This is a genomic window from Saccharopolyspora sp. NFXS83 (assembly GCF_026241095.1).
Taxonomy (GTDB): domain Bacteria; phylum Actinomycetota; class Actinomycetes; order Mycobacteriales; family Pseudonocardiaceae; genus Saccharopolyspora_C.
Genome location: NZ_JAPFGB010000010.1, coordinates 138,922 through 154,484 on the forward strand (window position 1 = coordinate 138,922; position 15,563 = coordinate 154,484).

Sequence of the window (15,563 nt, forward strand, 5' to 3'; positions counted from 1 at the left end):
CGGGCCTCACGCCTCGCGCGCGTCGCGCTCGGCGATCAACCGCGCGTAGCGGGTTCCCCCGGCCAGCAGGATGAGCCCGGCCGCGAGGAACACCAGCACCCGGACCAGCCCGGACAGCGCCCCGAGGTCGAACACCAGCAGCTTCGCCAGCGCCACTCCCACCAGCACGAACCCGGCGACGCGCGCCGGCACCGAGTGGATGCCGCGCAGCAGCGACAGGAACGCCAGCACCATCCACGACACGGTGATCAGGGCGTGGCCCGCCAGGAAACCGGTGTCGCCCGGCGCGACCAGCAGGCTCAGCGTCAGCACCGCCCCTCCCCCGCCGTAGAGCAGGCCGACCGCGGCGGGCAGCACCGCCCGCGGGGTGCGCGCCAGCACGCCCAGCCGGATCGCGGACCAGGTGGTGGCGGTGGTGCTCGCCCCGATCAGCAGGAACGCCGCCAGCCCGGAGATCATCGCCGCGGTCCCGCCCGACAGGTACGGCTCGGCGGCGAACGCCAGGAACAGCGTCGGCGGCACCTCCGACACCAGCGCGATCAGCACTCCGGCCGCGCCGAACAGCGCGGAGCCCAGCAGCAGTCCCTTGCCGCGCAACCGGTGTGCGAGCAGCGCCAGCAGCAGCGCTTCCGCGAGCAGGCTCAGCGAACGGCCCGAACCACCGGCCACCAGCAGCGTCGCCTGGAAGGCGGTGGCGGCGCCGACGCCCCCGGCGATGATCCCGAGCGGGCCGGGCAGCCTGCCTGCGCGGCCCGCGCACCAGACGGCGAAGTGCAGCGCGGCGACGAACGCGAGGACTCCCAGGGCGGGGAGGCGCCCCAGCATCGGCGCGGCCAGCAGCGTCGGGGTCGCGGCGGTGATGAGCAGCGCGATCGCGAGCGGATCGCGGGGACGGCGGCGCGCGGTGAGCACGGCGAGCGCGAGACCGGCGGCGGTGACCGCGAGCGCGGCGCACGCCGCGGGCCACGGCGTTCCCGCGACGAGGGCGTGGCCGTCGCCCACGAGGGCGGCGAGGATCGCCGGGACGGCGGAGGCCGCGGTGAGCCCGCGCCAGGCCCGGCGCACCTGCACCGGCGTCGCGGCGATCTTCAGCACGACCAGGAACGCGGTCAGCAGCGCGGTGGCGGGGGGCTCGCGCAGCACCGGGCCGAACAGCAGCGGCGCGCACAGCGCGCAGCCGAGCACCACGCCGACCGCCAGCGCCTGCGACCGCCAGCGGTCGGCGAGCCAGAGCCCGAGCACGCCCAGCACCAGCGCGGTGGCGAGACCGGCCGGGGCGGGCAGGAAGTCGTAGAGCGCGGTCGCCGCGAGCACGTCCAGGTACAGCACGGCGATCCCGGTGGCGGCCAGCGCGAAGGCACCGGCGACGGCCGAGCGGTGCCGGACCCAGAACGCGCTGCCGAGCAGGACCGCGCCGAGCGCGGCGCCACCGGCGACCCGGCCGAGCGGGCCGATCCACCCGTTCTGCACCGCCATCACCATCAGCAGCACGACCCCGAGCAGGGTGATCGCGGCGCCGGACCAGGCGAGCACGCGGGTTCCTTGCCGGGACGTCCAGTTCGCGAGCCGGTCCAGCATCGGGGGCTTCGGCGGGAGCAGCGGCGGCGCGGGCGGCATCGCGCAGCCGGGCGGCGGTGCCTGCTCGCCACCGCCGACGGGCCGGTTCAGCCAGGTCAGGAAGCCGTCGGGCTGCTGCCCGCGGGCGCTCGCGGGCGAACTCGCCGCGTATCGCGCGAATTCGTGCTCCGAGGCGAGGTTCGCGGCCGGTCGCTCCGAGCCGGCGCGGCGCGGGTGCGGCGCGGTGCCGGGACGGTCGTGCGCGCCTTGCGGTGCGCCGCCGTCCTGGTGCGCGCGGTCCTGCTGGGCGGGAACGGCCCCCGAATGCGGGGCAGCCCCGGCCGCTTGCGCGGCCGGGGTCTGCGTCGGTTCTGCGAAACTGGTGTCGACGGGCTCTCCGGGGACCGGTGCGGATCCGGTGCGGATCGTCGCCTCCGGGAACGGGATCCGGTCCGGGACGGCCGGTCGCGCCCGTCTGCTCCCCGGCGCCGGGCCGGGTGGTTCTGGTCGGTCGGGTGGTGCGGCGGCGTGGCCGCCGCGCTGGATGCTGCGTTCCCCAGTGATCACGGTTTCACCTTCGGTGTTCGTCGTGCTTTCCCCATTGGTTGTTGCGCGCTCCGCGTTCGGCCCGCGAAGCTGCTCCCCGAGCACACCGAGTTCGGTCCCCAGCTCGGCGAACATCACGGCGATCCGGTCGATCGGATCGGCGAGCTTGTCGAGGTCGGAAGTGGGGCCTGCGATCGTGCGTGCTGTGCGCTGTGTTGCCATGAGCACACTCTGTCGGCCCAAGGGGTCCGGCGGGATCCGTATGGCTACTCATCGGTTACTCATCGGTTAGTGGAATCGCTGGTCCGTACGGGTACGTAACGGATCGCGATTTCACCTGGCGTGCCCGTTCAGGCGGTGTGTTTCCAGGCCGATCGGATGAGCGGTGCCTACGATCGAGGAGAGGCCGCAAGAGAAGGGTATGGTCTAGACCATGTCGCTGTTCACTGGTGTCGGAGTGAGTTCCGGCCGAGCATCCGGCCCGGTCGCCAGGGTCGCCGAACCCCTACCCGAACCGGCCGCCGCCCCCGCGCCCGCCGACGCCGCAGCGGAGGCGCGCCGCATCCGCCCGGCCGCCGAAGCCGTCGCGAACCGGCTGTTCGAGCGGGCGGGCGCCGTCGGCGGTGAGGCCAAGGCCGTCCTGGAGACCACGGCCGCCATGGCGCTGGATCCAGCGCTGCTGTCCCAAGCCGAGCAACTCGTCACCAACAACGCGCTGCCCGCGCCGCGCGCGGTCCACGAGGCCGCGAACGGATTCGCCGACGCGCTGCGCAACGCGGGCGGCTACCTGGCCGAACGCGTCCGCGACATCCACGACGTGCGGGACCGGGTCATCGCCGAGCTGCTCGGCGCCACCCCGCCCGGCGTCCCCGACCTGGACCGGCCGAGCGTGCTGATCGCCCGCGACCTCGCGCCCGCCGACACCGCCGACCTCGACCCGCGGCTGGTGCTCGCGCTGGTCACCGAAGAAGGCGGGCCGACCAGCCACACCGCGATCCTGGCGCGCGCGCTCGGCATCCCCGCCGTCGTCGCCGCCCGCGGCATCCTCGCCGCAGCACCCGTCGTCGGCGTCCTCGTCGACGGCGACACCGGCAGCGTCGAGACCTCCGGCGAGCCCGTGCGCACCCAGGCCGCGGAACGCGATGCGCAGATCGACTGGAACGGCACCGGCGGCACCGCCGACGGGCACGCCGTGTCCATCCTCGCCAACGTCGGTTCCGCTTCGGACGCGCGGCTGGCCGTGGACGCCGGGGCGCAGGGCGTCGGCCTGTTCCGCACCGAGTTCTGCTACCTCGGCGCCGACGAGGAACCGGACGTGCGCACCCAGCGCACCGCTTACACCGAGGTGCTAGCCCCGTTCGCCGGTCGCCCCGTCGTCGTGCGCACCCTCGACGCGGGCGCCGACAAACCGCTGTCGTTCCTGGACATGGGCACCGAACCGAACCCGGCGCTCGGGGTGCGCGGGCTGCGGGTGTGCTTCGAACGCCCCGGCGTGCTCGACCGGCAGCTGGAGGCCATCGCCGGCGCCGAGCAGGACTCCGGCGCGAAGGTGTCGGTGATGGCCCCGATGGTCGCCACCGCGGACGAGGCGGCGTGGTTCGCCGACCGGGTCCGCGCCGCCGGGCTGGGCCGGGCGGGCGCGATGATCGAGGTCCCGGCGGCGGCGCTGACCGCTGACGAGCTGCTCGACGCCGTCGACTTCGTCAGCGTCGGCACCAACGACCTCGCGCAGTACGTGTTCGCCGCCGACCGCATGTCGGGCGCGCTGGCCGGGCTCAACGACCCGTGGCAGCCCGCGCTGCTGCGGCTGGTGGCACTGATCGGGCAGGCCGGGCACCGCCTCGGCAAGCCGGTCGGCGTCTGCGGCGAGGCGGCGTCGGACCCGCTGCTGGCGGGAGTGCTCGCCGGCCTCGGCGTCAGCAGCCTGTCGATGGCCGCCGCCGCCGTTCCCGCCGTCGGCTCGGCGCTGGCGGCGCACACGCTCGTCGACTACCAGAAGGCGGCGGAAGAGGCCAAGAACGCCCCCAACGCGGCGCGAGCCCGGGAGTCCGCCTTCGCCACCCTCCAGTGAGGGCGAGCCGCTCCAGCGGTGACCGCCGGAGCGGACCTCCCGCGCGACCGGGGGTGAGGTGCCCGGCACCTCACCCCCGGTGACCGGCCGCGTCCCGGTGGGGCAGTACCGGGACGAGGCGGACGGCGAGCTCCATCCCCAGCGGAGCCCGTCGTCCACGGATGCCGCGAGGCATCCGCGTCAGGCCCGGACGTGGTCACCGAGCATCGGCCGCACCAGCTCCCGCAGGCGCCGCGACGGTTCGATGCCCAGCTCCCGGTCCAGCAGCTGCTCGTAGCGCCGGTAGTGGCGCAGCGCCTGCGCCGGGTTCGACTGCTTGAGCAGCACCTCCACCACCGCGCAGTGCGCGGTCTCGCGGAACGGTTCGACGACGGTCGCCGCCTGCGCGACCTCCAGCGCCGTCGCCAGCTGGCTGGACTGCACCAGCCGCTCCGCTGCGATCTCCAGCGCGTGCACCTGGAGCTGCTGGAGCCGTTCCCGCTCGGCCAGCACCCAGTCCTCGTACCAGCCGGGCAGCAGCGGGTCCTGCTTGGCCAGGGTGTGCCCGATCGCGGCCCAGTCCGCGATCGGCTCCACCGGGTCCTCCCGCAGCAACCGCTCCCCCGTGGACGTCAGCTCGTGCACGTCCACCGAGACCTGGCTCCCCAGCTCGATCTCCGCGCCGTTGCCGACGATGGCTCCCCCCACCCGCCTGCGCACCCGCCACAGCGTGGTCCGCAGGTTCGCCAGCGCGCTCTGGTCGTCGTTGGCCGGCCACAGCGTCCCGGCGACGAGGTCCCGCTGCGTCCGCCCGCGCAGTGCCAGCAGCGCCAGCAGCCGCTGCCCGTTGCTGGAGACGGGCACCCCGGCGCCGTCGCAGTGCAGCGACCACCCACCGAGCAGTGCCAGCTGCAACCGCTCCACGGCGTGCGGCCGTGGGAGCGGGATCGGGCGCGCAGGTCCCTCGCTCATGGTTCCCCCTTCGTCCGGCAAAGACCGGCCGCACCCGAGGCGCAGCCTGTCACCGGTGGCGTCGCAGGCATGGCGGTGTGCCGTTACAGGCCTACGCACCGTGACAGATCCGCAGGTCACGAGGTGCGAAGGCCGAAGCGGTTGCGGGTGACCGGGGCGCGGTGGCGCGGCACGTGGCGGGGGTGTTTGCGGCGGTACCACTTGCCGATCTTGCTCCCGATGCGGATGACGAACGCGATACCGCCCATCCACGGCAGCAGCAGCACGAACAACGACAGGACTGCCACCAGCCCGATGAGCACGTGGCCCTGCTGGAATCCGGCGAGACCCCAGAGCCAGAACTCGTGCCCGCGCTCCAGCGCCGTGCCCAGGTACCGGGGCACCCGCACGAACAGCGTCAGCAAGGACAGGAACAGCACCGGCACCACGACCGCCACCCAGCAGGTGACCAGCAACCGGACCTGGGGGCGCAGCCCCGCGCCGACCTGCTCCCCGGGCTGCTGCCTGCCGAGCAGCTTGCGCAGGAACGGCCGCACGTGCGCGAACAGGTTCGGCACTCCCACCAGGTCACCGAGGATGTAGTAGCCGTCCAGCCGGATCAGCGGCAGCAGCTGCTGGAGCATCTGCATGTGGCTGAGCACGATGAACACCGCCAGCGGTGCGAAGCCCGTCGCCCAGAACAAACCGGCCATGACGAGGATGTAGATCGCGTTGAAGTACAACCCGCCCAGGTCGGTGCGCAACCGGCCGGCCCGGTCGAGCCGGTAGGCGTCGGTGACGTTGGTGTAGAACGCCGGGAAGATCAGCAGGATGCCGAAGCCGATCGCACCGGGCCGCCCACCGCCGTAGTGGCACCCGGCGGCGTGCCCGCTCTCGTGGAACAAGGTGGACGTGACGATCAGCAGGATCAGCATCAGCAGGTGCGCCGGGTCGCCCACGGACGCTTGGAACGCCGGATCCAGCGAACCGGAGGCCACCAGCGCCACGTCCGCCACGACCATCGCGCACAGCACGCTGACCACGATGACCGGCTGGAACAGCGGGGCCAGCACCGCGGCCAGCGCGCGCACCACGACCGCGGGCAGCAGGACGCCGCGCATCGCCAGCGAGATCAGCGGGTCCGCCCGCGGCGCCTCCGCCACCGGTTCGTCCAGCGCGGCCACGCCCAGCTTGTGCAGCTTGTCGCCGATCAGGAAACCCACCCCGGCCGCGGAGATCTGCGAGCCGCAGGCCGCGGTGACCCGTTCGGCGATCTCGCGCAGGTCTCGGTGTCCGTCGATCTGCGAGGCGACCAGGTAGAGCAGCTCGGACACCAGGATCATCTGCCCGTCGGCGCGGCCGATGAGGAAGCGCGGATCGGTGTACCCGGCGCCTTCGTACCGGCCGCACAGCTCGACGCCGTCCGCGAGCTGCGGCACGGAGCGCTCGTCCGCCTCGGCGAGCGGAGCGGGATCTCCGGGCGCGGCGGTGGCGGCCGGTGCTGCGGTCTCCCCGCTGGTGCGGGCCGCGTCCGGCCGGTCGGGTGCGGCGCCTTGCGCGGGCACGACGGGCAGAGCGGGCTCGGTGGGAAGGTCGGGTTCGGTGGGTGCTGCCTGCCCGACCTGGGGCGCTTCTGACATGGTTCCCCTCCAGGAAAACCGGCCGGAGACGGAAGAGCTTCCGTCCCCGGCCGGCCGGCACGTCCGATATCCGCTTTTACTTTCCGTATCCGTACTGGTTGGCGAGCGCGAGGGCGTCACCACCGACGGCGGTCGCGACGGCGATGTTCACCGGCACGTTGACGTTGACGTTGACGAGGCCGCCGAGCGCCTCGCGGGCGGGCAGCAGCTCGGCCGGTTGCGCGGCCAGCTCCAAGCGGTCCATTGATCCTCCTCAGTGGTGTCCGGCCGTGCGCCGCTGGTTTTCAACGGCGCACGGCCGGGAACTCGGTCAGGAAAGGTCAGTCCTGGCTGAGGTCGATGTGCTGGTCGGCGTTGGCCTCGGCGTCGCCGCCGAGGGCGACGGCGGTGGCGGTGTTCTGCGCCGCCACCACGGCGAAGTACTCGTTGAAGTTGAGGCCGCCCAGCGCTTCGCGCTTCGGCAGCAGCTCGGCGGAGACTTGCAGTTCGGAGATCTCGAACTTCACGATGCGCTCCTACGAAGTAGAGATGATGAGAACAGGTCGCGGCGTCGGCGCCGCGGGAAAGGTGCCTCGGGGCAGGGGCCCCGAGGTCACCTCACGGCCCGGACCACGGACTCGGTGGTCACGAACCAGGTCAGCCCTGGCCGAGGTCGATGTCCTGGTGGGCGTTGGCCTCGGCGTCGCCGCCGATGCCCACGGCGGTGGCGTTGTTCTCCGCGGCCACCACGGCGAAGTACTCGTTGAAGTTGAAGCCGCCCAGGGCCTCGCGCTTCGGCAGCAGCTCGGCGGACACTTCCAGCTCGGAGATCTCGAAAACGCTCACGGTCGTACTCCTCATCGAGTTGACGAACTTTGTTGAACGGCGACGTTGTTCGCCGCTGCCGCGAAGTACGCCAGACCCGGCGTCACCGGCCCGTCACCCGTCCGTCACGGTGCGCGGTCGGCACTCTGGTGGGCGACCGGCAGGGAGTGCTCGATCACCTGCGGTGAAATGTGCCGCTGTGCAGCGAAAATCGTGAGGAGTGGCCGGAAGACAACAGACCCGGCGACCGTCGTGGTCGCCGGGTCGGGTGAATCGGGCGGGATCTTGCGGAAGGACCGCCGGTCAGTCCTGGGAGGCCTCGCCGTCGGCGTCCAGGCCGTGCTCGATGGCGTAGCGCGCCAGCTCGACGCGGTTGTGCAACTGGAGCTTGCGCAGCGTGGACTGCACGTGGTTCTCCACCGTCCGGTGCGAGATGACCAGCTTGTTCGCGATCTGCCGCGCGGTGAGGCCCTTCGCGACTTGGCGCAGCACCTCGGTCTCCCGGTCGGTGAGCTGCGGCGCCTGCGACTCCGCGCCCGGCGAGATCGCCATCCGCCGGTACTCGCCCAGCACCAGCCCGGCGAGGCCCGCGGTGAACACGGCGTCCCCGGCGGCGGTGCGGCGCACGGCGTCCACCAGCTCGTCCACCGAAGCGGACTTGACCAGGTAGCCGGAGGCGCCGGCCTTCACCGCCTCCAGCACGTCGCTGTGCTCGCCGCTGGCCGACAGCACCAGCACCCGCGTGCCGGGGATCTCCTGGGTGATCTGCCGGGAGGCGTCCACCCCGGAGGTGTCGCCGAGGTTGAGGTCCATCAGCACCACGTCGGGCCGCACGGTCCGCGCGATGCGCAGCGCGGACACCGCGTCCCCGCTGGTGGCGCGGATCTCGAAGCCGCGTTCGGCGAGATCCCGCGACACCCCGTCGCGCCACATCGGGTGGTCGTCGACCACCATCACCGACACGTGCGGCTCGGTCATCCTTCTCCTCCTCCGCGCGGTGCCGGGTCGGCTCGCTGGTCCTCCGGGTCCGTCCGTTCGGATCCCGGCGGTGGCTCGGGCTGCGGGTCCGCGATGTCCGGGTGGGCGGCCGGTGCCGTCCGCCGGGTGAACATCCGCTTCGCCGCCGTTCTCGTCCGCCCGCCCGCCGCCCGGCCGGGCGGCGTGTTCGGGCGCGGTAACCGGATCTCCCACTCGGTGCCCTCGCCCGGAGTGGTGTCCAGGGCGATCGTGCCGCCGAGGTGGTCGACCCGGCCGCGGATGGATTGGGCCACGCCCATGCGTCCCTCCGCCGCCGCCTCGTCCAGCCTGCCTTCGGCGATGCCCGGTCCATCGTCCCGGACACTGATCACGATCTCGTTCGGCAGCTCTTCGAGCAAGACCCAGGCGCGGGCATCCGGTCCCGCGTGCCGGTCCGCGTTCTCCAACGCCTCCCGCACGATCGAGAGCACGTCGGATCCGATCTGCTCCGGCAACCGGACCTCGGTGGCCGGGACCGACACCTGGACCTTGCCGGTGCGCAGCACCTGGAGGCGGGCGACCAGGTCGATCTCGCCGCCCGGATCGTGGTCCGGCGGCCCGGCCGCCACCAGCGAGCGCAGCGCGATCTCCTGCTCCCCGGCGAGCCGGGCGAGCTCGGCGGCCTCGCCGCCCATCTCGACGCCGCGGTTGCGCACCCGCGCCAGCACTTGCAGCACGCTGTCGTGGATGGAGCGGGCGAGGCGTTCCCGCTCGGCGGTCGCCGCCTCGGTGCGCAACGCCTGGCTGAGCCGCTCGGTGGAGCTGCGGGCGGTGTCGGCGGCCAGGCCGAACAGCAGGCCGCAGCCGATCAAGAGCACGGCGTCCTGGAACATCAGCGGTTCGACGCTGTCCCGGATCAGGAAGTTGATCAGTGCCGAGACCGCGCCGGACACGCCACCGCCGAGCCAGCCCCACTGCACCGCCGCCAGCGTCACCATCGACGGCTGCCACATGGTGGTCACCGAGGGGATGAGCGCGTTCATCTGCTCCTCGGTCATGATCAGCTCGTTGCCGAGGAACAGCGCGGAGATCAGCACCTGGTCGACGAGCACCAGCGCGTTCGTCCGGCCCTCCCGGTGCCGGAACCGCCACACGGTGAACACGGTCCAGCCGATCATGATCACGAGTTCGAGGGCCGCCAGCGCCGGTCGCGCGTAGTGCGGGACCTGCATCCCGAACCACACGATCGCGTAAACGAGCCCGACGGAGCGGAAGAAGTTGTGCGCGCGCCACAACGGTGAGCGTCCATCGGCGACGCGGGGGCGTTGTGGTGGCGAGGTGGACTTCGGCATGGCCACGGTTGCTCCTTCCCGATCGACCATCCTGCCGTATCGATCGAGTTCCGTGGCGCGATCACCGATCAACACGCTCAGTGTTTGTCGTCACCGACAGGGATTACCCAAATGGAGCCAAGAGCCGGGTTTCCGAGCAAGATCGGGCTATGCCAGGCTCAGGAGAAGTAACCCGATCCGGTAGTTGGCTGAGGTACGACACCGCCATTCGCACGCATTCGGAATGCCACCGGATCATGGCCCGCTCGCCCGTCCAGGCGAGGAAGAGACGTGAGGAATCATGGCGCCGTGGCCCTTGTGGCGGCTCCGGGCACCAGCACTCGTCTACGTGCTGCTCACCCAAGCCGTGGCCTTCGGGCTGGTCGTCCTGGTGCTGTCGCTGAATTCGCCGCCCACGCTCGAGGAGTGGTTCCGGTTCGCGATGCTCGGCGGCACCGCGGCCGCGGTCATCGTCGCCACCTCCGTGTCCATCCACCTGCGCAGCGGAATCCGGCGCGACCCGTGGACGGTGCACATCGCCTACCTGGCGGCGGGCGGCCTCGCCCTGCCGCCGAACCTGCTGTTCCTCCTGCTGCTGGGGCCCGCGCTGCACGGCGTGCTGGAGGCCCGGCCCGATCCGCACCGCTGGTTGTTCGTGACGGCGGCGACGACGCTGGCGGTGTTCGTCGGCCGAAGCATCGTCGGCTGGCACGACCCCGCGTGGAATCCGCTCCTGGTGCTGCTCGGCGGCGTGGCGCTGCTGCTGGTGCGGGCGCTGGTGGTCGCCGCCGGGCTGCGGTTGCGCGAGCCCACCGCCGCGCGCGGGGACGTGTTCGGGGAGCCGATCGACGTGCTGCTGGGCGCCGTGGCCGCCAGCTTCGGCGGGGTGCTGGGCATGGCGATGCTGCGGGAGCCGACCGTCGCCGTGCTGGGCGGGCCGATGCTGGCGCTGCTCGACCTGGCGGGCCAGCTGCCGCACTGGCGGCGATCGGCGCAGCGCGACGGCAAGACGGGGCTCGCGAACGCGCTGCACTGGGACCGGGTCGCCCGCGTGGAGCTGCGGCGGGCTCGCTCGCGCCAGCGCGGCGCGGCGGTGCTGCTGCTGGACCTCGACCACTTCAAGCGCGTCAACGACGAGGTGGGCCACCTGGCGGGCGACGCGGTGCTGGCCGCGATCGGGGTGATGCTGCGCGACAGCGTGCGCAAGGAGGACCTGGTCGGCAGGTTCGGCGGCGAGGAGTTCGTCGTGCTGCTCCCGAACGCCTGCCTGGAGGTGGCGCACGCAGTGGCGGAGCGGGTGCGGCTGTCCACCGCGGCGTTGTCCGTGCCGACCCACGACACCTTGGGCGCGCCGCGTGAACTCGGCGGCCTGACGGTGAGCATCGGAGTGGCCACCACGACGCGATTCGGCTACGAATTGCCCGACCTGCTGGTGGCGGCGGATGCCGCGCTGCTGGCCGCGAAAGCCTCCGGGCGCAATGCGGTCATGTTCGCGTGAGTTCGAGATTCTCGGCGAACGAACATTCTCACGAGCGGAATGCACGGCCGTTGAAACAGTTCGAGTCCGGGCCGAGAAGGCGTCCGCCTTATCGACCCGGACTCGTTTCGAATGTGGGGGCTATTCGATCGCGGTCGATCCGGAACCCGAATCGGTCCGGCCGGAGTCCTCGCCGGAGTCCGCGCCCGACTTCGCCGGCTCCCCGGATCCGGTGTCCTCGGCGGAGTCGCGGGCCGGTGGTTCCGCCTCGTGCGGATCGGTCGGATCGACCGGGGTCTGCGATCCCTCCCCCGCGGCCAGCGAGCGGATCGCCGAGTTCAGCACCGCGACCAGCGGCACCGCCAGCAGCGCGCCGACGATGCCCGCGAGCACCACGCCCGCGCTGATCGCCAGCACCACCGCCAGCGCGTGCACCTGCACCGCGCGGCCCAGCAGCAGCGGCTGCAGCACGTTGCCCTCGATCTGCTGCACCAGCAGCACCACGAGCACGACCAGCAGCGCGTCCACCGGCCCGTTGGTGACCAGCGCGATCAGCACCGCGACCGAACCGGAGGCCACAGCGCCGACGATCGGCACGAACCCGCCGAGGAACACCAGCGCCGCCAGCGGCAGCGCCAGCGGAACTCCGATGATCGCCAGGCCGATCCCGATGCCCACCGCGTCGGCGACCGCCACCAGCGTGGTCGCCCGCACGTAGCCGACCAGCGAGGCGAACCCGCGCACCCCGGCGACGTCGACCCGGTCCCGCACGTGGGACGGCACCAGCCCGAGCATGAACAGCCACACCCGGCGGCCGTCGTGCAAGAAGAAGATCAAGGTGAACAGCGCCAGCACGAGGCCGGTGAGGAAGTTGCCGAAGGTGGACGCGGTCGACAGCGCCCCGCTGGTCAGCGCGGCCTGGTTCTCCTGCAGCCAGTCCGCGGCCTGCCCCAGGTACTGGTCGATCTGCTCCTCGCGCAGGTGCAGCGGTCCCGACAGCAGCCAGCCCCGGATCTGCCCGAGGCTGCGCAGGATCTGCCGCTGCAGCTCGGGGAAACCGTTGACGAACGCGTTGATCACGAAGGTGAGCACGCCGCCCACCAGCGCCAGCCCGCCGACGAGCACCACGGCGGTCGAGATCGCCCTCGGCACCCGCAGCCGCGCGAGCCAGGACACCGCGGGCGCCAGCAGCGCCGCCAGCAGCAGTGCGATGGCCACCGGGATGACCACCACGTTGAGCCTGCCGACCGCCTCGCTGAGCACGTACAACATGCCGAGCACCACCAGCAGTCGCCAGCACACGGCGGCGGTGACTCGCAAGACCAGCGGTACGTGGGTGGCGGCGTCGTCCGGCGCGGTGATCTTCGAGTTGCTCACCAGGCCACCGTAACCGCGTCGGAGCGCGCTCAGGTGAGGTCGGGCTGATCTCGTGCCGTCGAGGAGACGGCCGCCTGTCACTCGATCCGGGAGTGTTCGGCGAGATCACTACCTCTGCGGCGCGGCTGCTGACAGAGTGCCCGTCGGCAGTGGACGTCGATCAAGCCGCCGAACGGCTCAACATTCCCGTTCGAACGGCCGATCGCCACGTCGAATGCATCCGCGACGGAAAGTGGAACCGGGCCAGCAGATGTCGGACAGCCTCCGGAGAACAGGCGGTGGTCGCGGTTGGCGGCTGCTCGCCCGAACTCTGGTCGTGGCGGGAGCCGCCGCGGCGGGGACGTCCGCGGGCTGGTTCGCCGGGCACGCCGGGGCGGACCCCGCGGTGCTCGACCTGCCCGGACCGGTGCTCGCCGCTCCGGACGACTCCGCGGGTGAGCGGACCGCCGAGGACCGGCCGGAGCCGTCCGGCTCGTCGCCGATCCAGCGCCCGGTCGGCACCGTCGTGCACCACATCGTCGAACCGCTGACCCGCGCCGCCGCGCCGGATTCCGCGGGGGGCGAGGAAGTTCCGGACGGCTCCGCCGACGACGGAGGAGCGGCCGAAGCCGGGCCCACTCAGTCCGAAGTGGACGGCGGGAGCCCGGAGTCCGCCGATCCCGGCCGGTTCTCGCTCGACTCCCTCGCGCCGCAGCACCTCGTCGGCCGGGTGGCCGAGGCGGAACCCGTGACGACCGTGGTGCACGGCGCCGGTTCGCTGCTGGAACCGGTGCGCGGCGCGCTCGTCGCGGAACCGGGCGGCGAACGCCCCGGCCCGCCGCTGGGCGGCCTGACCCGCCCGGTGGCGCACGGACTCCACCAGCTGACGAGTCCACTGTGGAATCGACCGGCCCCGGAGCCGCCTGCGACCGCACCCCAGGTGCCCGTCGAGACCGCTCCCGTCGCCGAGATCCCGCCGGCTCCGCAGGGCGGACCGGCCGCGCAGATGATCTCCCACCCGGCGCCCGCAGCCGCGACGACCGCCGCGTTCACCGCGGACGACACCGACGGCCCCGTCACCGCCGCGCCCGCCGCGCCGCGCCAGGACCGGCCGTGGACGCCGGGCAAAGCGGCCACCCCGCCGCTGCCCGCGGGCGGAGCCACCGGGCACGCGGGCGACGGCTCCGGCGGTCCCGGCGGAGTCGGGCTGACCTGGCCGATGGCGGACGCGTCCGCGCACCTCGCGGCACTCCGCTCGCTCGACCGGACCGCGATCGCCGCGCCCGGCAGCGCCTTCGCCGCTTCGCCCGGCGCCACCCCCGACTGATCCGCGGCGTGCGGCGCGCGTGCGCCGCAGACGACCGCACGTTGCCCCCGAGCCGCCGCGACCCATGGTCGACATCCGATGACGGCGCGCCTCGAACCATTGCTTTCCCCGCTCGCACGGGGAAATATCCGAAGGAGACCGCATGCAGACTTGGGCGAAGCGAGGCGTTCGTGCCGCGCTGGTCACCGGTGGTGTGCTGGCCGTGGGAACGACCATGGCGGCAGCCGAAGGCGCCGGCCCGTCCCGGCCTTCCGGAAACGGGAACCACGGCAGCCTGGGCACCCGATACGATCAGTCGCCAGCAGATCCGGGACGGGGAGATTCCGTGTTGCCCGCGTTCGACGCCGACGGCACCACTCGGCCGCACCTGGGACAGGCGTTCCCGGCGCACCGCGACGCGGACGCCGGGCGCTACCGGGCGCTGGTCCTGACCGGGAAGATCGACCCGGTGCGGGACCTGCTGCCCGCCGTCGAGCACGACATGACCCAGGAGATCCCGGTCCTGCGCGACCTGGACCGGCACACCCCGCGGCACCCGGACATGCAGCTCGCGGGCTGGGTCGGCGACCCCGCCACCGCGCGTCCCGCGCCGAGCGACGGGCGGCACAGCCTGCGGTTCGGCAACACCGGGACGTCGCGGCACACGATGCGCACCCCGTCCGAGGGGTTCCACCGCTCGCTGAGCTGGGCCGGTCCGATCGGCGGCATCATCCGCAACGGCCACGGACACCCCGCCGAGGCGCAGGTGCCCGAGGTGACGGGCGAACTGATCACCCCGCTGGCGGACCCGGCCACGGTCGACCCCGAGGACGGCATCGTCGCCCTGTGGCACGGCGCCCTCGGGAACGGCGAAGCGGGACGGGCGCCGTTCGACGCGGCCGAACCCGCCATGGCCGGCACCGGCCTGCTCGACTCCGCTGACGTCGACCTCACGTCCGGTGAACTTTCGGGCCCGGTCACCCGCCTGTACCAGGTGCCGCCGTCGCTGCTCGCCGTCGCCCTCGCCGACGCTCCGCACGTCCCCGCCGCACGCGCGGAGACCGTGGCGCTGCAGGTGCCCGGTGAGCACCAGGACTTCCCCGAAGTGCCGCCCGCGCTGGCCGATCCGCTCGTGCTCGACGGGCCCGCTCCGCGCGACGGTGCCGAGCCCGGCCTGCACGCGCCGCTGCCCGTCCTCGGCGAGCTCTCCGCGTTCGGCGGCGGTCAGCTCAGCGGCCCGACCTTCGGGCGGCTGACCGAGGCGCTCGGCGAAGTGGGGCCGCGCGCCGACGACCGGCCCACGGTGTCGTTCCTCGCCGCGATCCCCCGGTTCAGCACCACGCCGGAGGACGTGCCGGTGCGGGTGGAGGTCCTCGACGAGCTCGACGCCGCCACGCCCGAAGGCCGGCGGATCCTCAGCCACCCGCTGCCGCCCGAGCCGCGGGCCGCCGAACCGGCAGGCGTGGAGCTGCCGCTCCTCGGCGGGCTGCCCTCGATCAGCGCGGCCCAGGGGCACACCGTCCCGATCCCGGGCATCAGCGCGCAGCGCAACTTCGACGACACCGTCGAGTTCCAGCGCATCTGACGC

At 72.9% G+C, this 15,563-nt stretch carries 13 protein-coding genes; 4 read left to right on the plus strand and 9 right to left on the minus strand.

Going from position 1 to position 15,563, the window contains the following annotated elements; translation table 11 throughout:
* Positions 1 to 6 precede the first annotated feature (6 nt).
* The gene (locus OOZ19_RS13785; protein ID WP_266090484.1) at positions 7 to 2,325 is read right to left on the minus strand and encodes a DUF2339 domain-containing protein; all 2,319 of its coding nucleotides are present in this window, start codon (positions 2,323 to 2,325) and stop codon (positions 7 to 9) included.
* 211 nt (positions 2,326 to 2,536) lie between these two features.
* Between OOZ19_RS13785 and ptsP the strand changes: the two genes are divergently transcribed.
* On the plus strand, positions 2,537 to 4,174 hold the full coding sequence (gene ptsP, locus OOZ19_RS13790; RefSeq protein WP_266090485.1) for a phosphoenolpyruvate--protein phosphotransferase: 1,638 nt from the start codon (positions 2,537 to 2,539) through the stop codon (positions 4,172 to 4,174).
* A 180-nt stretch (positions 4,175 to 4,354) separates the two neighbouring features.
* On the opposite strand, the gene OOZ19_RS13795 is transcribed toward ptsP, so the two are convergent.
* From OOZ19_RS13795 to macS, 7 genes are all read right to left on the minus strand, one after another.
* Positions 4,355 to 5,125 carry an AfsR/SARP family transcriptional regulator gene (locus OOZ19_RS13795; protein ID WP_266090486.1) on the minus strand — a complete coding sequence of 257 codons (771 nt, stop codon included), beginning with the start codon at positions 5,123 to 5,125 and terminating at the stop codon, positions 4,355 to 4,357.
* Positions 5,126 to 5,241: 116 nt separating this feature from the next.
* Positions 5,242 to 6,744, minus strand: coding sequence for a hypothetical protein (locus tag OOZ19_RS13800; protein WP_266090487.1), 1,503 nt, complete (start codon positions 6,742 to 6,744; stop codon positions 5,242 to 5,244).
* 76 nt (positions 6,745 to 6,820) lie between these two features.
* On the minus strand, positions 6,821 to 6,988 hold the full coding sequence (locus OOZ19_RS13805; RefSeq protein ID WP_184484068.1) for a hypothetical protein: 168 nt from the start codon (positions 6,986 to 6,988) through the stop codon (positions 6,821 to 6,823).
* A 76-nt stretch (positions 6,989 to 7,064) separates the two neighbouring features.
* Positions 7,065 to 7,250, minus strand: coding sequence for a hypothetical protein (locus OOZ19_RS13810; protein ID WP_266090488.1), 186 nt, complete (start codon positions 7,248 to 7,250; stop codon positions 7,065 to 7,067).
* Positions 7,251 to 7,380: 130 nt separating this feature from the next.
* Positions 7,381 to 7,569 carry a hypothetical protein gene (locus OOZ19_RS13815; protein WP_266090489.1) on the minus strand — a complete coding sequence of 63 codons (189 nt, stop codon included), beginning with the start codon at positions 7,567 to 7,569 and terminating at the stop codon, positions 7,381 to 7,383.
* 282 nt (positions 7,570 to 7,851) lie between these two features.
* Positions 7,852 to 8,526 (minus strand): response regulator, encoded by a 675-nt coding sequence (locus OOZ19_RS13820; protein WP_266090490.1) that lies wholly within the window; start codon positions 8,524 to 8,526, stop codon positions 7,852 to 7,854.
* Positions 8,523 to 9,857 carry a MacS family sensor histidine kinase gene (gene macS, locus OOZ19_RS13825; protein ID WP_266090568.1) on the minus strand — a complete coding sequence of 445 codons (1,335 nt, stop codon included), beginning with the start codon at positions 9,855 to 9,857 and terminating at the stop codon, positions 8,523 to 8,525. The genes OOZ19_RS13820 and macS overlap by 4 nt, the downstream gene beginning before the upstream one ends.
* 280 nt (positions 9,858 to 10,137) lie before the next feature.
* Here macS and OOZ19_RS13830 point away from each other — a divergent pair, with 280 nt between their 5' ends.
* Positions 10,138 to 11,334, plus strand: coding sequence for a GGDEF domain-containing protein (locus OOZ19_RS13830; RefSeq protein ID WP_266090491.1), 1,197 nt, complete (start codon positions 10,138 to 10,140; stop codon positions 11,332 to 11,334).
* A gap of 120 nt (positions 11,335 to 11,454) precedes the next feature.
* Here the strand turns inward: OOZ19_RS13830 and OOZ19_RS13835 are convergent, their stop codons facing one another.
* A complete protein-coding gene (locus OOZ19_RS13835) occupies positions 11,455 to 12,690 on the minus strand; it encodes an AI-2E family transporter (protein WP_266090492.1) in 1,236 nt (411 codons plus the stop codon).
* A gap of 250 nt (positions 12,691 to 12,940) precedes the next feature.
* Between OOZ19_RS13835 and OOZ19_RS13840 the strand changes: the two genes are divergently transcribed.
* Both OOZ19_RS13840 and OOZ19_RS13845 read left to right on the plus strand, forming a co-directional pair.
* On the plus strand, positions 12,941 to 13,996 hold the full coding sequence (locus tag OOZ19_RS13840) for a hypothetical protein (RefSeq protein ID WP_266090493.1): 1,056 nt from the start codon (positions 12,941 to 12,943) through the stop codon (positions 13,994 to 13,996).
* 325 nt (positions 13,997 to 14,321) lie between these two features.
* Positions 14,322 to 15,560, plus strand: coding sequence for a hypothetical protein (locus OOZ19_RS13845; RefSeq protein WP_266090494.1), 1,239 nt, complete (start codon positions 14,322 to 14,324; stop codon positions 15,558 to 15,560).
* Positions 15,561 to 15,563: the final 3 nt, after the last annotated feature.